Consider the following 19945-nt stretch of genomic DNA (forward strand, 5'->3'; position numbering starts at 1 on the left):
AGGTTGTCAATCGACAAGCAGCACGAAGGTGGAAAAGGGAAGTTGGTGTAAAACGGCGAATGTATGGGCAGGATGGCACGAGCACGAGCAAACCATGAACAGTCAACGCTGTCAAAGATGCGTGGAGGGTTACTGCAGGATAAAATAGACAGGTGCAAGACTGCCGATGGAAAGCGAGGAGAAAAGATGGTGTTTACCTCAACAGATTTCTTTCACATCATCGATCACCAACTGCTGTTCAACCAAAACAAAAGTCTCTTTTATACCCTGCCTGATGGAAAACTGGCTGTAAAACCATCTGAAAAAACGGTGCAGTTGTTTAAACATAAGCCAAAAGAGATCGTCGGTTTCATCGAGTCAACAAAGAGGGAAGGCACGATCTCGCAAGTACTAGAGGCTGTATCGCAACGTGTCCTCAGGCTGTTTTTGCGAGCAAACCAATTCCTTGACTTTCAACACCGGGATCGCCTTGTTTTGCAAAGTCTGTACAAACATCTGTTGCAGCGCATCTGTACGATGGGCAGTAAAACGGCTACGCTGTCCGACGCAGAAATCGATGAGTTGTTTGATGGCCATTACAAACGACTGCAAGCCTTTTTGGTCGGCAGCAATGGCACCGCTATCTTTTCCAAGTACAGAGAACATCCGGAGTTGTTTGCTGTACCGTGCGCTGAGTACGACCCTCAGTTTCAACTCGACTTGTTGGGGATTGGGTTGGATACGATCAAACAGCCTGTCTTGGATATTGGCTGCGGCGCCCAAGCCAATCTGGTCCGCTTCCTGCGGGAAAGCGGGATTGAAGCATACGGCATCGATCGAGATGTCGAAGAATGCGACTATTTGTTTCGGGCCAATTGGTTCGATTGGCAGGTGAGAGCCGTGACGTGGGGGACGGTCATTTCCCACATGGCCTTCTCCAACCATTTCATGCACCATCACCTGCGGAGCAGCAGCAGCGCCGAACGTTATGCCAAAACGTACATGCAAATCCTCCAGTCGCTGCAAGCGGGGGGAAGCTTTATCTACGCGCCCGGACTGCCATTTCTGGAAGATTTGCTGCGTTCCCACCCATCGTATACGGTGAATGTCAAAGAGATTAAGATCGATCGGTGCTGTGCAGAGCCATCCAGTCGGTTGGGCAGACCCTCCGTCACAAACATCACGCGACAAGCATGAAGCGGGCATGTTTCAATAGGAGAAAGCAGAGCAGCTTCGCACTTTGAAAAAAGGGAGAAGATAGCAATGAAAACAATCGGTCTGTTGGGCGGCATGAGCTGGGAATCTACGACGATCTACTACCGCTTGCTAAACCAACATGTGAAGGAACGGCTGGGAGGACTTCATTCCGCCAAATGTTTGCTCTATTCCTTTGACTTTGAGGAGGTTCAGAGGCTGCAGCATCAAGGGCAGTGGGAGGAAGCGGGCGACTTGCTGGCTCGCACCGCAAGGCTGTTGGAAGGAGCAGGGGCTGACTTCTTGGTGATTTGCACCAATACGATGCATAAGGTGGCCGAGCAGATCCAGCAGGAGGTCTCACTGCCGCTGCTGCATATCGCTGATGCAACTGCCGAGCGGATCAGGAAAAACGGGTTGGGCAAAGTAGGACTGCTCGCAACCGGTTTTACAATGGAACAGGATTTCTATAAAGGGCGCCTGCATCAAAAGTACGGGTTGGACGTTCTGGTTCCTGAACCGAGGGACAGGGAAGTCGTGCATCAAATCATCTATCAAGAACTGTGCAGAGGAGTGATCAAACCGGATTCAAGACAGCGATACCGCGAGATCATCAGTCGGTTGGTTGAACAGGGGGCTGAGGCAATCATTCTCGGTTGTACCGAGATTACGCTCCTGGTCAACCAGGATGATTCCCCGGTTCCCCTGTTTGATACGACGGCGATCCATGCAGAAGCAGCTGTCGACTGGGCGTTGGCCGTTGATGCTCCTCCTGCCCACCGCGCAAATCCGGCAACCTCCGCCTAAGCCAGTGGCGGGTCATGCAGACTCTACAAATGATAAAGCTGCATGTGCTGATTCCGCAAAAGGTAAAGCTGCTATGATGGATCAGCCAAACGCCTGCGCCGCAATGGCAAACAGGGTATCGTTGCGTGAAGGCAATTGATCAGCTCCCTTCAGCATGACGGGCGGTTGGGTTGCCTTACAGAACCCGCGCTTCAACAGACCTGACCGCAGTGCTTGCTGTTTGGCAGGGATATCGATGCGCAGGTTTCCCTCATGCCGACTGGCTAAGTGATCTATCAGAGCGAGGGCCAGTTCGCAGTCGGGTGCGACGATCGGTCCCAACAGCAGCAGCTCAGGCCCTTGCACGGCCAGACCGAAACCGGCAATCGTGCCATCTGGCCTCTTGATCACCGCCTGACGCGCCGATTGCATCATTCTCGCCTGCAAAAACGAACATCGCCGGCCGCCTACAGCCGCTTCATCCAAATCCATCACAGCCTCCACATCATCGGCGGTCATCTCACAGAGGTGATAACCATTGTGGAGACGTGCTGAACGGTCAGCGGCAGGATTGCCTTCGTTTGATTTGACTCCAGCAGGAGTCACTCCCCCTGCAGGCTGTTGATAACGGTCGCAAAGCAGTTTCTCAATCGTCTCCACAGTCTGAAAGCCGAGCCGCTCGTACAGCGGAATTCCTTCTGGTGTCGCTATCAGCATAATCGGAACCCCACTGGGCAGGGCGTCGATACATTTCTGAGTCACAGCCTTGCCGAGGCCTTGTCCCCGATACGGCTCCCTAACCATCACCATACCGATCGAGGCCAGTCGGTCACCGTAGGGAAAGATCGCCGCGCTAGAAACCACTCCGTCTTCTGCCGACCAATGTCCATAGACGATACCGCAGGCCAAGATGGTGCGGACGTCTTCGCTCGAATAGTCCCAACCCAGACTGGACGACAACGCCACCAGATCGGAAGCGGCTGTCTCATCCAACCGCTGTAAGGCGATTGTTTTCATCGTTTCTCTCCCCTGTTTGCTTTTCGTTATGCAGCTTCCCGTCCCACTGTCTCCGCTTTGATCTACGCTCACTCATCACGCGTTTGATCTGAGCAGAATCAGAATAGAGCAGAGGCAGAAGACCCTGCCATTCAGGCAACAAACCCTCTCTACACCGCTATCTTAGCATGCATTATAGCCGAGGGGTAAGACAAACACGTATATCATCAACTAATTGAATCAGAAAATAGTTGCAAAATGAAAATGATGTGTGATATAACAAATGTACGGGAACTCAGCACTCGCGTTTGTCGGATAAAAGTAGGCGATTATCCCTCCTCCCCACCATCATAGGGAGGAGCTTCTTTCACAGTAATAATTGCAAAAATCAACTATTGTTAGAGGGGAACAGATGCGAGTGGCAGAGTCCAACACGAAACAAGCTCGAGGAGGCATGTACGATGAAATCTGTAAAACGACCTGTAGCGATTCTGGGCGCTGGTCCTGTTGGTTTGGCCGCAGCGGCGCATCTGGCAGAAAGAGGGGAGCCGTTTGTCCTGCTGGAAGCGGGAGAATCAATCGCGGCCAACATCCAGAGCTGGAAGCACGTCCGTATGTTTTCACCCTGGGAATACAATGTAGACAAAGCGGCTCAAGCATTGTTGGAGAAGCATGGGTGGGCAGCCCCGCCGCCAGAGGCGCTTCCAACGGGGGGAGAATTGGTTGACAATTATCTTCGTCCGCTGGCCGATCTGCCGCAGATCAAGCCATACCTTCATCTCAACAGCAAGGTGATCGCTGTTGGCCGCAAGGGACTGGACAAAATGAAAACAGCTGGTCGGGACCACCTGCCGTTTGTCATCCAGTATGAACAAAACGGAAAGCGAGTGAAGCTGGAAGCACGTGCTGTCATCGATGCCACAGGTACGTGGAACAGGCCCAATCCGGTCGGTTCAGGAGGGGTATGGGGGGATGGAGAAGCAGAGGCGAATTCTCAGATTGTGTACGGCATCCCCGATGTACTGGGAGAGCAGAAAAGCAGATATGCCGGCAAGAGGGTTCTCGTGGTAGGTAGCGGACATTCGGCAATCAACACCCTGTTGGATCTGGCCAAACTGCAGCAAGAAGCACCAGAAACCACCATCTTCTGGGCCATTCGCAAGCAAGCAGTAAGCCAAACATACGGTGGTGGAGAAGCAGATGCGCTGCCGGCGCGTGGGGCCCTTGGACTCCGTCTGCGCAGCTTGGTGGAAAGTGGTCACATGCAGGTGTTTGCTCCATTTTACATTGAAAAAATCGACAGCGTAGAAGGGCGACTGCGGGTAATCGGGATGCTGCAAGAAGAGGAAGCGATGATCGGCCCGGTCGATCAGATCATCGCCAACACCGGTTCCCGTCCCGATATGAACATGCTGCGAGAGGTGCGTGCCGATTTCGATCCTGCACTCGAATGCGTACCCGCACTGGCTGAGTTGATCGATCCCAACATCCATAGCTGCGGTACGGTCCGTCCGCACGGGGAAGCAGAGCTGCGTCAGCCAGAAAAAGATCTGTACATTGTCGGTTCCAAAAGCTACGGACGCGCCCCAACCTTTTTGCTCGCGACTGGCTACGAGCAAGTCCGCTCGGTGGTATCGGCGCTGGTCGGTGATTGGGAAGCAGCGAGGAAGGTAGAGCTACAGCTGCCGGAGACAGGGGTATGCAGTGTCGGCGGTGGTAGCGGTGCGGCCGGCCAAGCAGCAGCATGTTGCGGACCTGCAGGAAGCGAAAAGGATGCACAACTGGTAGCAGCGCAGGTGACGGACACAGGTTGCTGCCAATCATCTCTGCCACAGATGGTGCATTTTGACCAGCCAACCCGTTCGGAGTCGAGCGATTGCTCCCCATCCTCCCAATCAAGCTCTGACGGTTGTTACCAATCTGCTCAACCGGAGCACACTGATTGCTGTGCGAGCGAGCGAGCGGACAGTCGAGAGCAGGACAGTCGAGAGCAGGACAGTCGAGGTAGAGCAGCTTGTTGTTAGACGTGGAGCGGTCCATCAGACCACGTTTACCAAATGTTATCGATAAGCACACAAAAACATGACATAGGATGACGTAATGATGTATTATACTTGGGTCTGTCAGATAGGAAGTTAATGTTAAAGGATGGAGAAAACATGCTGCAATCTCATCAAAATGAGGTGCCGACGCTTGACCGCAAGCGTTTCGTGCCGCTCATCATCTACGTCATCTTTTTTGGAGTGCTGAACGAAACCGTATTTAACGTTTCCACCCCGAACATTTCCGCCCAGTACGGATTGACGCCTGCGGGGGTCAGCTGGGTTGTGACTGTATTTATTATCACGTTTGGGTTGGGACAGGTGATCTACGGCAAGCTGGCCGACTTATTCAGCTTGCGGCGGCTGATCGTGATCGGCATCATCGTCTATGCGGCGGGTTCGCTGATCGGCTTTCTGCTGCAGTTCTGGTATCCGTTCACCATCTTCGGCAGGGCGATCCAAGGAGCAGGGGCCTCGTCGATTCCGGCGCTGGTGATGATTGTCGTCGCCCGCTATTTTACACAGCAGGATCGAGGCAAGCTGTTTGGCATCCTGACCTCTACGGTCTCGTTTGCGATTGGTGTCGGGCCTGTGATCGGTGGGTTTGTCTCGGCTTACCTGCACTGGTCGTACCTGTTCCTGATCCCGCTGTTTACACTGGCAGCGATTCCTGCTTTTTTAAAGCTGCTGCCGGAGTCGCAGCCGGCTGGCGGCAAGCTGGACATCCCGGGAGCCGTTCTGCTCGGCATCACGATTACCTCGCTGATCTTGTACTGCACGTCACTTGACTGGCCGTACCTGATCGTCACGGCAGTGGGAGCAGCCGCTTTCATGATGCGGATTCGCCGGGCCGCTCATCCGTTTGTTGAGCCTTCCTTGCTGGCTGATCACAAGTACAGGATCGGTCTGCTGATCGGTTTTCTCATCTTCGGAACCGTTGTCGGGATTATGTTCGTCATCCCGCTGATGATGGATCATCTGCATCATCTCGCAACAGATGACATCGGGCTGGTTCTCTTTCCGGGAGCGTCCAGTGCCGTCATCTTCGGGACGGTAGCCGGAAACATCACGGTCAAGAAGGGAAGCCACTTCGTTGTCTATACCGGACTCAGCCTGGTCCTGACTGCGCTGCTTCTGTTGGCCGGGCTGACCGACAAATGGGTTTGGTTCTCGGCGATGGCGATGGTCCTCATGTACATCGGCTTTTCATTCGTACAGACTGCGCTCGCCGAGAGCATTACCCAGATTCTTGCTCCCCAGCAGATCGGGGTGGGGATGGGCTTCTACGGTCTGATCTCGTTTGTATCGGGGGCGGTCGGAACCGCGATCGTCGGAAAGGCCCTGGAGGGGGCAGTGCTTGGCTTTCCGCTGCTGCCGTTCATTCATTCGGCTCCCGCCCATCAATACAGCAACCTGCTGTTGGCCTTTGCGCTGGTAGTTGCTGTCGGGTGCATCCTGTACGCTCTTTCGCTGGGGCGGTACTCGCCGCAGTCTGCCATCGGTCCGGATCCGGTCGGAGAAGGATGATCGGTCTGTTTACACCCACCACATCTCAGCGAGGGGTTCGCGGATCAGCACTTGCTGCAAGTTTTGCACGGCCTTTGTAAAGCCCTCGTCAACCGACATCAACCCGTCTTCGTGTTCAATGCTGACGACACCATCGTAGCCGACCAGACGGAGGGAGCTGATGATGTCGGCCCAGGTTTTCAAGTCGTGCCCATAACCTACCGTGCGGAACTGCCAGGCGCGGTCCAGCATCTGGGCGTACGATTGCATGTCCGTGACACCGTGATGGTTGACGTTGACCGTATCTATCGCGGTGTCTTTGGCATGGAAATGATGAATCGCTCCTGCCTTGCCGAGAATTCGTACCGCTTGTACCGGATCAATTCCCTGCCACCACATGTGGCTCGGATCAAGATTGGCGCCGAGAGCTTGACCGGTCGCCTCCCGCAGCCGGAGCAGCGTGGCCGGCGTGTGCACAGAAAAGCCGCCATGCAGCTCCAGACCGATTTTTACGCCATGTTCGGCAGCGAACTGCTCCATCTCGCGCCAGTACGGGATCACTTTCTGCTCCCACTGCCAGGCGAGAATCTCCTGGTAGTCGTTGGGCCACGGTGCCACCGGCCAATTGGGGTATTTGGCATGCTCATGATCCCCGGGACAGCCGGAGAAGGTATTGACAACCGGCACCTCCAGTTTTTCTGCCAAACGCACGGTCATCAGAAAGTTGTCGTGGTAAGCCTGGGCGATCTGTTTCTGCGGGTGCAGCGGATTGCCATGACAGCTTAATGCGCTGATGATCAACCCTCTGGATTCTACCGCTTGTTTAAAAGCTCGTCTCTTTCCACTGTCAGCGAGTAGCTCTTCCGCGTTGCAGTGGGCATTCCCGGGGTAACTGCCTGTGCCCACTTCCACTGCGTCCAATCCTTTTGCAGCTACGTAATCCAACGTCTCTTCCCACGATTTTTGTGCAAACAGAACGGTGAAGACACCTAACTTCATCGTCGCACCTCCAAAAAATAGTTGACACCACGAAATGTAATCGATTACATTTTTAATTGTAGATCATTTTAGAAAATACAGTCAATAGATACCTCATGACGTCCCAACTTATCCTATCCAGGCTTGCAGATCATGCTTGTGTTGACAGTACCGTGCGTTCATATTACCTTAGCCGTAATCGATTACAACTAAAAAGGAAGTAGGACAAACGATGATAACGATTCAACAAGTGGCCAAGGAGGCGGGAGTATCGGTAGCCACCGTGTCGCGCGTGCTGAACAAACACCCGTCCGTCTCGCTGAAGACCCGCCAGAAGGTGGAGAGCGTCATTGAACGGCTGCACTACGAACCCAACATGCTGGGTCGCAACCTGCGCATCTCGCAGAGTAGAATGCTCTTGGTGCTGGTTCCCAGTATCTCTAACCCCTTTTACTCCAAAATCGTACAGGGGATCGAAGACGTCACCCGCAAACACCATTACAATATTTTGCTGTGCACCACGGACACCGATATTGAGCGGGAGATGATCTACCTCGATCTGGTGAAGCACAAACTGGCCGATGGGGTGATCTCGATGGATCCGGCCGCCGATCTCGACCACCTGACAGGGGAGGGCAGACAGTTCCCGGTCATCCAGTGCTGTGAATACAGCGAAAACCTGCAGATTCCCTACGTCTCCATCGACAATCGAACCGCAGCGTATAAAGCGGTAAAACATTTGATCACCCTCGGGCACCGCAAGATTGCGATGATTAACTCTGATCAGCGCTTTTTGTACGCCCGACTGCGCAAAGAGGGCTACCTGAAAGCATTGGAGGAATACGGCATCGCCTGCCGCGAGGAGTGGGTGATTCACACCGATCTGGGGTTTGAGAGCGGACAGCGGGCCATGCGTGCCTTTCTCGCTCTTGAAGAGAAACCGACAGCCGTCTTCTGTGTCTCGGACACGCTGGCGATCGGGGCGTTAAAAGGCATAAAAGAAGAAGGGGTGCGTGTGCCACAGGACATAGCTGTCGTCGGCTTTGACAATATCCAGTTTGCCGCTATGATGAATCCGACGCTGACCACAGTTGCACAGCCGATGTATGAGATGGGTTGTGAGGCGGCAAGGATGTTGATCCACAAGCTGAATCATCCGGACGATTCCCTGCGCAGCGTGATTTTGGATCATGAACTAATCATCCGGGAATCAACCATGGGATAAGCGCACCGCTGGTGTGCATCCTCCGGCCCTTTTTGTAATCGATTACATAAAGCGAGCCGGGTGCAAATAGAATACAGGGGAAGAGTAGAGGAGGATGGAAAAAATGAAAGCGCTTCAAAAATGGGTAAGCGGCTTCGCCATTCTTGCGCTGCTGCTCGCATTGGCGGGCTGTGGCGGACAGAGCCAAAGCACAGGGGGATCATCTACAGGTACAGCGGGAGAAACGGCAGCAGGAGGCGAGAAGGCAAAGACGATCGGGATGTCGTTTCCCGCAGCGGATCACGGCTGGCTGGGAGCGATTATCAAAAATGCGGAGGATGAGGCAAAAGCTCAAGGCATCCAGTACGTGATTACGACCGCCGCCGATCCCAACAAGCAGACGAACGACGTGGAAGATCTGATCTCGCAAAAAGTGGACGCGATCGTGATGCTGCCAATCGAATCGGCTGCCCTGACGCCCGTTGCCAAAAAAGTAAAGGAAGCGGGCATACCGCTGGTGATTGTTGACCGCGAGATCGAAAGTGACGACTTTACGGCATTGGTGAAGGGGGACAACAAAGGGATTGGGCAGGGGGCAGGCAAGTACCTCGCTGAACAATTAGGCGGAACAGGCAAGATTGTAGAGATTATCGGTGTCCCCAGCTCCGTCACGACGCTGCGCAGCGAAGGATTCCGGGAGGCGATTCAAGACCACCCCGGCATGGAGATCATCGTCAGTCAGTCCGGCGACTTCCAGAAAGAAAAGTCGCTGCACGTGATGCAAAACATCCTGCAGTCGCAGCCGCAGATCGACGCCGTCTACACCCATGACGACGAGATGGCCCTGGGGGTTCTGCAGGCAATCAAGGAAGCCAATCGTACGGACATCAAGATTGTTACCGGAGCCGGCGGCCACAAAGATGTCTACAAGCTGATCAAAGATGGCGACAGCCTGTTGAAAGCTACCTTTATCTATTCGCCGCTGATGGTGAAAGACGCAGTAAAAGTAGCGGTTGATATCGTCAATGGCAAGACGCCAAGCGAGAAAGAGATCGTCCTCGAAGCTGCACAGGTGACCCAGGAGAATGTTGACCAGTATTACGATGAAAATGCGAACTATTAAAGAGAACACGCCAACTATTTAAGCCAACCATACTAGTAGAGTCAACTACTAAAAAATGGAATCACCAACTGTTGAAACGGCAATGCTGCTTCGCAAGGAAGGCAAGTCCCTGGCGACATAGCGAGAAGGATCGGCCGACAGGGACGAAGAACGGAAGAACTGCCTGCAGCACGAAGCCGTCCGTCGTTTTAGACGGCAGCGAAGCTGGCCTCAAAAAAGCTGAGAAACTGCGGCAAAGCAGGAGACCGTATTGCTTTTACGCAGTTTCATCAGCATGTGCGGGGAAGGGGGAGCAAGCATGGAATACATTCTCCAGATGCAGGGAATCACCAAGTCATTTCATCAGGTACAAGTAGTAAAAGGGGTCGACTTTCAGCTTGGAGCGGGAGAAGTACATGCCCTGCTGGGGGAAAACGGCGCAGGAAAATCGACCCTGATGAACATACTGGGTGGCGTGCTGTCACCCGACGACGGTGAGATTCGCCTGTTTGGCCGCAGCGCTGTCCTATCCGATCCCCGTGCGGCCAAAGCATTGGGAATCAGCTTTATCCATCAGGAGCTGCACGTCGTAAGCGATCTGCGCGTGTACGAGAACTTGTTTCTGGGAGCCGAACTGACCGACCGGTTCGGATTTCTGCAGGTGGACGAGATGTGTCGCCAAACGACGGAGATTTTGGCCAAGATCGGGATCTCTCTCGATCCCAAGGCGTATGTGCGAGATTTGGACGCTTCTTTCAAGCAGATTATCGAGATTGCCAGAGCGCTGCGAGCAGAGGCCAAAATCATCATCATGGACGAACCGACCACTTCACTGACCGATCATGAGACCAACAAGCTGATGGCACTGATCCGTTCTCTGAAACAGTCGGGGGTCAGCATCATCTACATCTCGCACAAGCTGAAAGAAGTGCTGGAGGTCTGTGATCGGTTTACCGTTCTCAGAGATGGCAGTCTGGCTGGGACGGGCGACATCGCTGGCGTGGATGAGGAACAGATTACACGGATGATGGTAGGACGCTCGGTAGCGGGGCAGGACTACTACGTGACGCGCTCGGAGGGGACAGCTCGGCTGGAGGTGCAGCAATTGAGCTGTAACCGTCTTTTCCGCAATGTCTCCTTTACCCTGCATCAAGGAGAGATTCTCGGCTTTACCGGACTTGCCGGGGATGGCAGGACGGAACTGTTCGAATGTATCTTCGGCTACCGCAAAAAAACGGCCGGACAGATCCTGGTTGACGGCAAGCCAGTGCAGATCACCCATCCCCGGCACGCTCTGCAAGCGGGGATCGGCTTTGTACCTAAGAATCGAAAAGAGAATGCGATCATCAAAGACTTGAGCGTGTTGTCCAACATGAGTTTGACCGCTCTGCAGCAGTACGGGAAGTACGGATGGATTGATACCAGACGTGAACGGCAGATGTTTTCCCAGTACAAGGAGCAGCTGAACATCAAGGTGGCCGATCCGGACAGTTCAATCGTTACTTTGAGCGGCGGCAACCAACAAAAGGTGGTATTAGCCAAATGGCTGGAGGTAAACGCCGATATCCTGATTTTTGACAACCCGACACAAGGGATCGATGTGGGCGCTAAAAGCGACATCTACCACCTGATCATGGATCTGGCCCGACAGGGAAAAGCGATCGTCATCCTCTCTTCGGAGGTGCCGGAGATATTGAAGCTGTGCGATCGGGTAATCGTGATGCATCAAGGGGAGGTCACCGCTACTCTGGAACGGTCACAAGCGACAGAAGAGCTGATCATGCTGCACGCAATCGGTACTAGGAAAGAGGGAATGGGGCAATGATGAACCAGACGGAAGTAAAAGTGACCCGCAAAATGGGAGGGAAGGTTTCCTGGATTTGGGCCGAATACAGTGTGGCTGTAGCATTTCTGGTGATCGTGATCCTGGCGGCCTTGGCGGACAGCAGTTTTCTTACCTATACCAACCTGACCAATATTTTGCGCCAGGTCTCGATTATCGGCATCATCTCACTGGGGATGACGGTCGTGATGCTCTCGGGCGGCATCGATCTGTCGGTGGGAGCGGTGCTCGCCTTTGTCGGGGGAGTTGCACTGCTCGCTCTAAACGGCACCGAAAGCGTCCTCCTCGCCTTGGTCACGGCGCTTCTTTGCGGGGCGCTGATCGGCTTTTTGAACGGCGTGATGATCACCAAAGGAAAGATTGCCTCTTTTATTGCCACGCTGGGTGTCATGGCGGGGGCCCGTTCGTTGATTCTCTACATCGCAGACGGGGGGAGCATCTCTGGTGAGGTAGAAACGTACACCATGATCGCCAATGAGGATGTTCTCGGGATCTCTTATCCGATCATCATCTTCCTGGCTGCCACGCTGCTAGTCTACCTGTTGATGCACAAGACGCGCTTTGGGCGCTATGTATACGCGATTGGCAGCAATGAACGGGCCGCTCTACTGTCTGCCATTCGCGTCGACCGGGTTAAAATCGGCGTCTACATGCTCTGCAGCTCGTTTGTGGCATTGGCAGCAGTGGTTGAGTCGTCGCGTCTCAATTCGATCTCTTCTGCCAGCTCCGGACTCGCCTATGAGCTGGATGCTATCGCCGCCGTCATCATCGGGGGAACCCGGATGAGCGGAGGGCGGGGAAAAGTGATCGGGACCTTCTTTGGGGTCCTCATCCTGGGAATCCTGAACAACATGATGAACCTGTTAAATGTGTCGCCGTATCTGCAGGGACTGGTGAAAGGGCTGATCATTATCATCGCTGTCCTGCTGCAAAAGAAGGATTAGGTTCTGTCGTATCGCTGTAGTATGGGAAGAGCCGATACGTTTTCATACAAAGGAAAGAGCGGAGGGGACAAGATGACGATACATGTAGCAATCATTGGCTGCGGCTCGATTGCCGAGTTTCGCCATGCGCCGGAGTACGCCAACAATCCGCACGTGACGATTGCCGCCTTTTACGATCGCAACCGGGAGAGAGCGGAGCAACTGGCCAACCGATATGGAGGGCGAGTGGTGGACGATTACCGCGAGATTATGGAGGATAAGACCATTGACGCCATCAGCGACTGTTCTTCCAATGAGACTCATCACGTGATCAGCACACTGGCTCTGCAGCACGGCAAGCATGTGTTGTGCGAGAAACCGCTTGCGATCACTCTGGAGCACGCCGCAGAAATCATCCGTGCCCAAAAAGAGTCGGGCAAAATCCTGATGGTCGGACACAATCAACGACTGAGCAAAGCACATCAAAAAGCAAAGCAAATCCTGCAAAGCGGCGAACTGGGCAAAGTCCTTTCCTTTCAAACGAACTTCGGCCACAGAGGGCCGGAGCACTGGAGCGCGACCAAGGGCTCGACCACCTGGTTCTTTGACAAACAGCGTTCCGTGCTGGGGGTGGCCGGAGACCTGGGCATCCATAAAGTAGACCTGATCCGTTATCTGCTGGACGATGAATTCGCGGAAGTAACCGCGCTGCAGGGCGTGCTGGACAAAAAGGACGGACAGGGCAATCCGATAGCTGTATGCGACAACATGGTTTGCCTGTTTCGGATGACGAGCGGCACTATGGGTACAGCCTCATTTAGCTGGACGTACTACGGAGAAGAGGACAACAGCACGATTCTCTACTGCCAGCATGGAGAGATGCGGATCTACGCCGACCCTACCTATCCATTGGAGATCGTCAAACCGAATGGGGAGAGGATCAGGTACCAGTTGGCGGCGATGCAGACGAACGACAACCAGACCAACAGCGGCGTGATAGATGCCTTTGTCGACAGCATTGTAATGGGAGCGGCGCCACCGATCAGCGGAGAAGACGGGCTGATCGCCTTGCGAGTGGTGTGGGCCGCTCTCGAATCGGCCGAACGGGGGATTAAGCTGCGAATTGATCCACCCGCCTATTGAGTCCCGTCCAAAAAGGTTACACCGCGCGCATGGAGGGCCAGGACAGTTCCACCCCTTCGCGTGTCAGCAGCCGCTGGAATTCAGCCAACTCCTGCGGATCGTTGCGGACCGATCGGGGGGAGAGCTTCCTCTCCAGGCAGTATGCGGCAATGTACCCGGCTGCTTCTCCTATGTTCCACTCTACGGGGTGGAGCCGGAAGCAGCCGTTTGTGATATGGGTTACCCCGGCATTTTTGCAGGCCGGCAGCAGATTGTCCACCCGTATTGGAATCAGGCAGCCGAGTGGTATCTGGTACGGCAAGGATGGGATGTACAGGTACGGCCGATTGCCCGTGCTGGGGTGCAGATCGATCCGATAGCAGCCGATCCCGACGGCATCAGGGAAGGTCTCGGCCTTGCCATCTGGTCGGCAAGTCGGGCTGAGGTGCTGCTCAAGCACGGTGAACTCTGCCTTGATTCGTCTCGATTCGCGCAGATAGGGAGCGATGGCCAGCCCGTCTTCGGTTCCAAAAACGTCTTTTCGCAGACGAAGTCCGGGGTACCCCTGCTTGCCATCTGGCCGTGGCGCTTCTGTCTGCAGCCAGTAGAGCAAGGACAGGCTTAGCTGCTTCGCCTGGTAGAGGTGGCGCTGCCGTTCCTTTTCACTCACCTCGATCACGGGCCCGAGCCAGAAATCGTTTTGCGGCCAGTTGACCATCGAGATGCTGCTGGGGTATAGCCCTCCTGAAAAATTGTGCTTGTCGGCAATCTGACGGTAGTCATACAGAGAGGGACGGTTGGTGCCCGGAAACAGCTCATACGTTATCGGTTCGTGTGTGTCAGGCCGCATCCCCGTCCAGCTGAGCAGCTTGTCTGGCCAGAAATCGGGCTTGTATTCGCGCCAAAAGTGGTAGGACTCCGGTTTCTCGATGGTATGATCTTCCCCCTGGTGGTAGTCGATGGCGAAACAGTGGGTAAACGCCTGCATGTCCATCGGCTGCGGCTCTCCCTGGACAGCGTGCGGCTCCCCGGTCTGCTCCACTGATTCCGCACCCGTTACATACTCGACACCTGCGAGCGGCAGGACGTCGCCTGATTCGGTGGCATCCAAGATATAGGGGGCGGCTAGTTCCAGCCGATCACCGCTTTCCGCGCTTTCCACTGTGATCGAGATGATCCGGTCGTCCGCCGTCTGAGCAGAGATGAGCCGATGCCGAGTCAATATCGTCACCCTGCCGCTGTGAACATACGGTGCAAGCATCTGCTGCAGGACGGAAAGAGCCGCTCGCGGCTCATGACAGAGTCGGCTGACCCAACCGTTGCCCGGGTTTAGATAGGGATGGGCTCTCGCAGCAGGCGTCAGTGGAAAGTGGCGTCGGTAATAGTCGCGGACACCGTTGCGAAAGGCTCGATAACTGCGGGTACATCCAAACTGTTCAATCCAGGGATGTTCATCAGGAGGTACTCCTTGGCTGGTCAGTTGACCACCGATCCAGTTGGTTTCTTCCGTCATGACTACTTGCTTGCCCAGTTTGGCAGCTGCTAGGGCGGCAGCACATCCACCGGTACCGCCGCCGACGATGACGATGTCGGCATGTTGTTCACGCATGGCACAACACTCCCTTCTCTCTTTCGCTCCTTCCTGAACTTCCGTATGACTCAGTTGATCGTTCATCCATATTATTCTAGTAATAGATGGCAATCCCTTTTTTCTTTTGTTGTGCTTGACGAGTCCTTTATCTCTTGTTAATCTGTATTCACAATACGATCTGGATTTACAGAATGAGTGATATATTTAGATCTAAGGTGGTGCATCACATGTCCAACGGTTCAAACAGTGGTTCAAACAAAGCAGTTCCGATTTCCATCGAACAGCAGAAGCTGTTGGCTAGTGCCATCCGCATCCAAATCCTGCATGCGATTGCGGAGGTGCCGCGCACCGCCAAGCAGGTGGCCGATCTGCTGCGGCAGACACCGGGAAACATCCACTACCATATGCAGCGTCTGGCTGACGGTGGCCTGATCAAGCTGGTGGAAACACGAGAGGTGTCGGGGATTGTGGAAAAGTACTATCAGTCGGTGGGGACCGTTTTTCATCCCCAATTGGTAGGTGAAAGTCCCGATCCTTCTGATCCGCCGATCAAATCGCAGTTGATGCTCACGGAGCAGCAGATCGAGCAACTCAAGGATGAGATGGTGCAACTGCTGCTGAAGTGGGAGAGAATCATCCCTCAAGCGCCGACGGACCGTCTGAAGGAAGTGTCAGTAGGGGTAATGATCAGAGAAGTGATGAAGGGCGAAGCCGAGCAGGGCATACAGCGCGGGGAAGGGGATCATCCGGACAGAGGACGGGAAGATACGAATCCGAGAGAGGGGGAGGAGCATCGATGAGCGCCGCTTCACAAGTGCTGCCAGCCGGGTTATGGCATACGCGCTACCGTTATTTGTTCTTCTCCCGCACATTGAAGGACATCGCCGAAAACTTTGTCTCCATCGCTGTCGTCTGGCTGCTCATTGAAAGTGGCGGTGACGCGGTCAGTACATCTCTCTTGTTTCTCTGTATACTGCTGCCGCAGATGCTGCTCAGTTCCGTCGTCACCCCGCTGCTGTCGCGAGGACAACTGCATCGCTGGATGTTCGCCTCTGACCTGTTTCGCGGATTGCTCGTGCTACTGATACCCATCTGTTTCTACCTGGGCAGCCTGCCATTGTGGCTGTTCTTCCTGGTTGCCTCGATGGAGTCAGCGATCGGTGCTTTCTACAACCCTGCATCCGTTGCGCTGCTGCCGAGAGTAACGCACTCATCACAGCTTCAACAGGCCAATGCTTTCCTGCAATCTTCCAGCCAAGTGGTCTCCCTGCTCGGGCTGGCTGGTGCAGGTGCGCTGGTCACACTGCTTTCCGCCAGCGCGACATTGGTGATTGCAGCTGTTGTATTTGTATTGTCTGCTTTTATCATCTTGTTAGCTAGGCCAGATAAGGAGCAGCATTCAGCTGAAGCGGGATCTATTACGACAGAAAAAAGACCCTACCATCAACGCGTAGGGGAAGGTTTCCGAATCGTCAAAAAACATAAGTTGATCTTCGGTTTAGCCGTGTTTGCCATTTTCCTGAACCTGGGAAGTGCACCGTTTCTCTCCCTCTCGGCCATTTTTGTCGCGGAGGATCTAGGGGGTGATGCAGCGACGCTGACGCTGCTGCGCGCTAGTATCGCGCTTGGTGCCTTGTTGATGGGGCTTCTGCTGACAAGGATCACGATCAAGCGGCAGGGATTGCTTTTTGTATGGGCAGGTATCATCAGCGGCTTGGCTTATTTGCTCGTCGGGTTGTCGCCGTGGTTATGGATGATTGTCGTTTCCTGTTTTCTCTTTGGTGTAACCCAGACCGCGATAAACGTCCCGGAAATGATGATCGTCCAGACGACTGTGCCGCAGCATCAACAGGCCCAAGTATACGGCGTACTGATGACGATCAGCTTCGCTCTGCTGCCGTTTGCGATTATCGCGGCGGGCCCCTTGGCAGCAGCTTATAGCTCCAGCATGATCATCGCTGCAGGCGGCGTGTTGATTGTGATAAGTGGTGTACTGGTCTACCTGTTCACACCGTTGGCAAAGCTGCAGCTCGAAGATGAGTCATCTGCTGCGTTGAGGGATGATCGAGCCGGTCAGCTAGGCTGAGAGAATGCTTCGATCTAGGGCGCAGGGTGAGCAGATGTTGGTTTGTATCGTTGTAGTTATTTTTTCGACGTCCGTCCGAGAAACTTGCGAACACGCTGCGTAAAGATACGGCGATCCGCTGATTTGGCCGTGTGACTGTCTCCGGTAGTGGCTGAACGATATGGGGAAAAGATATTTCTTTTTTCCATCTATCAATCACCTCGCTAGATTGGGAAAGGTTTCGTGTGACGTGACTGGCACCATGAAGAGAAAGGATGGATGGTTGTCCAGATTAAAATATATATTACGTTAAACTAATTATAATGTAACACGTACCTTTCCAAACCGCAAGCAGACTTTCGCCTAAAACAACAGCCTAAAACAACAGCCTAAAACAACAGCAAGCTGCTGATAAGAAGGAAGACGTGGAGGTAAGCACCCTTTGGCCTTCTTCCACGTCTTGGAACTCTTTAGGGTGTAGAATGTACGAAGCAGAATGGACGAGTCAGTGCTGTCAATGAACGTTTCGTCGTTGGTTGGCTTATTACCGCTGGGAAACGGACACAGGATGCTGTTCTCTGATCGCCCGAGAGATCGGCCAGACCAGCAGAGACGCTAGTGCACACATCACGCCAATCGGAGCAAAGCCAATCTGCTGCAGCAAGGGTGCAGAAGCGGCAGAAGCGACGACCATGCCGGCGTACATCGCGGAACTGTTGAGCGACATCACCGTTCCTCGCACTTCTGGGTGCAGTTCGGACGCCAGTGCGGTCAAGGCCGCCTGCCCAAAGCCAAAAGCCGTAGCCCAGGCCACATGGACCATGATCGCCGTGGCGATACTTGCCTCTATCAGAGAAATGCCGAGGACGCCAAAGGCGCAGGCGATGCTGGCCAACCCGATGACCACTTTTTTCCCCAGTTTGTCAGCCATTCTGCCGCCAATCACATTTCCTAGTACACTGCCGAATCCGGCCAGCATCAGAATGAGGCCGATCTGCCGGACGTCAAGCTGGAACGTCAGATGATAATAGGTCCCGATGTTGGAAAACATCCCTTGCAGGGCGCCAAACCAAAGGAAGGTAGAGAGCAGCGCAAAAAAGACGGAACGACTCGAGAGTGCCGCCCGGAACGAGCGACCCAACAAGCCGGATGCTGCTCCCGCTGCAGACTTCTGCGGCCGGTCCTGGGGAATGCCCCACGAGATCACGAGCAAAACGACAAAGGCCAGGATGCCAATCCCCCAGAAGGTCCAGCGCCATGAGCCGAATTGGGCAAAGTACGTGCCCAGCGGCACCCCAAACAGTGTGGAACCGATCAGCGCACCCATCACAATGCCTGTTGCCCGTCCGCGCTGTTCGTAAGGGACGCGGTCGCCGATCAGGGCAAACACCGTCGGTTCAATCATCCCTGCACCAAGTCCGGTTAGGGCCCGAAAAGCAAGCAGCGCGGGAAAACTGCTCGCCCATCCTGTCAGCAGCGTACCGACACCAAGCACCAGCATCCCACAGAGGATTAGTCGTTTGCGTCCCCAGCGATCGGAAAGCGCCCCGAACAGCGGTGCTGACAGCATATAGACGAGTGCATACGCCGTTACCAGCAGCGCCCCAAGCTTTTCAGGCATGTTGGCAGATTGAGTCATCTCGGGCAGTAGTGGAACGGTAATGATCGAGTCAAGTCCGACGAAAAACGAGCAGAGGGCAAGAACAGCAAGCAGTTTGGATGACATGAGATAAACCTCCTTGGAAAGTGATTAACGGATAAATAGTTAGGTGATTAACGATAGGGCGGAGAAACGCGGGAAAACACGACGATCAAAAAATTTCCCGTGAAGGTCAAGACATTTGCCATTGAGAAGGAACCATCACACCGTAGGATCAAAGAAGAACACCTTATGTTTACGGGAGCAGTAGGCGGCCTCATTTGTTAGTTAGTTTATAATTAAGCAATTAACCAAATGTTGATCTACGCCAAATAACCAAGCCGGCACGGAAACACAATATGATGCGAGCCTTCCTGTCACTACTACCTTAGAAGGATTCCAGCTTTTTTAACAGCTGCAGAAAGGTCTGCTGCTCATCAACTGTCAGACGCCCCAGACCGGACGAGATAGCTTCTTCGTAAATCGGCCACGCAGCCTCCAATGTCTGCCTGCCTTTCTCGGTCAGGTGGACCAGGATTCGGCGGCGGTCGGTTTGGTCAAATACCCGCTGCACCATCTCCAGCCGCTCCAGCGCATTGAGCAGTCCGCTCACATTGGCCCGGGTCACGGCCAAATCGTCACTGAGCTCGGAAGGAAGCATGGGCTGCTCCGTGCCCCGCAGCGCCACCAGCAGACATAAGCGGCCCAGAGTGAGGTCAAGCGGATGCAGCCGCTCTTCTAATCGGCGAACCAGTGTGGCGTTTGTTTTGTACAGGCGGAGGAAGAGGTCTACGGGTAGGATCGGCGCGTGCAATGGGTTCCACTGTTTGATATTTGTCTCCCCCTTTAATAATAAACCACCTAACTATTTTATGGCCTATTGTAGCATCAGCGTTTTCCTGCGTCAAGACGGCAGGTGAACAGGGTAATCGTATAGTTTCTTCGTTTCTACACATGATAAAAGTGGTAGATCAT

Annotated in this window: 17 protein-coding genes; 11 read left to right on the plus strand and 6 right to left on the minus strand. The window is 54.1% G+C overall.

Annotated features, from left to right (window positions below; translation table 11 throughout):
* Nucleotides 1–189 precede the first annotated feature (189 nt).
* Together LOK74_RS22910 and LOK74_RS22915 are read left to right on the plus strand one after the other, a co-directional pair.
* Nucleotides 190–1176, plus strand: a complete 987-nt coding sequence (locus LOK74_RS22910; RefSeq protein WP_230044312.1) for a class I SAM-dependent methyltransferase — start codon at nt 190–192, stop codon at nt 1174–1176.
* 66 nt (nt 1177–1242) lie between these two features.
* Nucleotides 1243–1980: an aspartate/glutamate racemase family protein gene (locus LOK74_RS22915; protein ID WP_230044313.1), complete on the plus strand. Its 738-nt coding sequence runs from the start codon at nt 1243–1245 to the stop codon at nt 1978–1980.
* An 81-nt stretch (nt 1981–2061) separates the two neighbouring features.
* Here LOK74_RS22915 and LOK74_RS22920 read toward each other — a convergent pair whose 3' ends face one another.
* Nucleotides 2062–2976 (minus strand): GNAT family N-acetyltransferase, encoded by a 915-nt coding sequence (locus LOK74_RS22920; RefSeq protein WP_230044314.1) that lies wholly within the window; start codon nt 2974–2976, stop codon nt 2062–2064.
* A 440-nt stretch (nt 2977–3416) separates the two neighbouring features.
* Between LOK74_RS22920 and LOK74_RS22925 the strand changes: the two genes are divergently transcribed.
* Nucleotides 3417–4979, plus strand: coding sequence for an FAD-dependent oxidoreductase (locus tag LOK74_RS22925; RefSeq protein WP_230044315.1), 1563 nt, complete (start codon nt 3417–3419; stop codon nt 4977–4979).
* A gap of 135 nt (nt 4980–5114) precedes the next feature.
* The gene (locus LOK74_RS22930; protein ID WP_230044316.1) at nt 5115–6524 is read left to right on the plus strand and encodes an MFS transporter; all 1410 of its coding nucleotides are present in this window, start codon (nt 5115–5117) and stop codon (nt 6522–6524) included.
* A gap of 9 nt (nt 6525–6533) precedes the next feature.
* On the opposite strand, the gene LOK74_RS22935 is transcribed toward LOK74_RS22930, so the two are convergent.
* Entirely contained in the window at nt 6534–7502 is a 969-nt protein-coding gene (locus tag LOK74_RS22935) for a sugar phosphate isomerase/epimerase family protein (protein WP_230044317.1), read from the minus strand.
* A gap of 211 nt (nt 7503–7713) precedes the next feature.
* On the opposite strand from LOK74_RS22935, the gene LOK74_RS22940 reads away from it, so the two are divergent.
* The 5 genes from LOK74_RS22940 (at nt 7714) to LOK74_RS22960 (ending at nt 13696) form a co-directional block, all read left to right on the plus strand.
* Complete coding sequence (locus tag LOK74_RS22940; RefSeq protein WP_230044318.1) at nt 7714–8706, plus strand: LacI family DNA-binding transcriptional regulator; 993 nt, start codon at nt 7714–7716, stop codon at nt 8704–8706.
* A gap of 103 nt (nt 8707–8809) precedes the next feature.
* A complete protein-coding gene (locus LOK74_RS22945) occupies nt 8810–9808 on the plus strand; it encodes a substrate-binding domain-containing protein (RefSeq protein ID WP_230044319.1) in 999 nt (332 codons plus the stop codon).
* Between the two features lie 298 nt (nt 9809–10106).
* Nucleotides 10107–11612: a sugar ABC transporter ATP-binding protein gene (locus LOK74_RS22950; RefSeq protein ID WP_230044320.1), complete on the plus strand. Its 1506-nt coding sequence runs from the start codon at nt 10107–10109 to the stop codon at nt 11610–11612.
* Nucleotides 11609–12574 carry an ABC transporter permease gene (locus LOK74_RS22955; RefSeq protein ID WP_230044321.1) on the plus strand — a complete coding sequence of 322 codons (966 nt, stop codon included), beginning with the start codon at nt 11609–11611 and terminating at the stop codon, nt 12572–12574. Before LOK74_RS22950 ends, LOK74_RS22955 begins: the two co-directional genes overlap by 4 nt.
* Nucleotides 12575–12646: 72 nt before the next feature.
* Nucleotides 12647–13696 (plus strand): Gfo/Idh/MocA family protein, encoded by a 1050-nt coding sequence (locus LOK74_RS22960; RefSeq protein WP_230044322.1) that lies wholly within the window; start codon nt 12647–12649, stop codon nt 13694–13696.
* Nucleotides 13697–13712: 16 nt separating this feature from the next.
* On the opposite strand, the gene LOK74_RS22965 is transcribed toward LOK74_RS22960, so the two are convergent.
* Nucleotides 13713–15284 (minus strand): FAD-dependent oxidoreductase, encoded by a 1572-nt coding sequence (locus LOK74_RS22965; RefSeq protein WP_230044323.1) that lies wholly within the window; start codon nt 15282–15284, stop codon nt 13713–13715.
* Between the two features lie 209 nt (nt 15285–15493).
* Between LOK74_RS22965 and LOK74_RS22970 the strand changes: the two genes are divergently transcribed.
* The gene (locus LOK74_RS22970) at nt 15494–16066 is read left to right on the plus strand and encodes an ArsR/SmtB family transcription factor (protein ID WP_230044324.1); all 573 of its coding nucleotides are present in this window, start codon (nt 15494–15496) and stop codon (nt 16064–16066) included.
* The gene (locus LOK74_RS22975; RefSeq protein ID WP_230044325.1) at nt 16063–17352 is read left to right on the plus strand and encodes an MFS transporter; all 1290 of its coding nucleotides are present in this window, start codon (nt 16063–16065) and stop codon (nt 17350–17352) included. Before LOK74_RS22970 ends, LOK74_RS22975 begins: the two co-directional genes overlap by 4 nt.
* A gap of 56 nt (nt 17353–17408) precedes the next feature.
* Here LOK74_RS22975 and LOK74_RS24130 read toward each other — a convergent pair whose 3' ends face one another.
* The 3 genes from LOK74_RS24130 to LOK74_RS22985 form a co-directional block, all read right to left on the minus strand.
* The gene (locus LOK74_RS24130) at nt 17409–17540 is read right to left on the minus strand and encodes a hypothetical protein (protein WP_255679479.1); all 132 of its coding nucleotides are present in this window, start codon (nt 17538–17540) and stop codon (nt 17409–17411) included.
* Nucleotides 17541–17875: 335 nt separating this feature from the next.
* Nucleotides 17876–19057: an MFS transporter gene (locus LOK74_RS22980; protein ID WP_230044326.1), complete on the minus strand. Its 1182-nt coding sequence runs from the start codon at nt 19055–19057 to the stop codon at nt 17876–17878.
* Nucleotides 19058–19358: 301 nt separating this feature from the next.
* Entirely contained in the window at nt 19359–19784 is a 426-nt protein-coding gene (locus tag LOK74_RS22985) for a MarR family winged helix-turn-helix transcriptional regulator (protein WP_230044327.1), read from the minus strand.
* Nucleotides 19785–19945 lie beyond the last annotated feature (161 nt).

Source organism: Brevibacillus humidisoli (assembly GCF_020923435.1).
GTDB lineage: Bacteria > Bacillota > Bacilli > Brevibacillales > Brevibacillaceae > Brevibacillus_E > Brevibacillus_E humidisoli.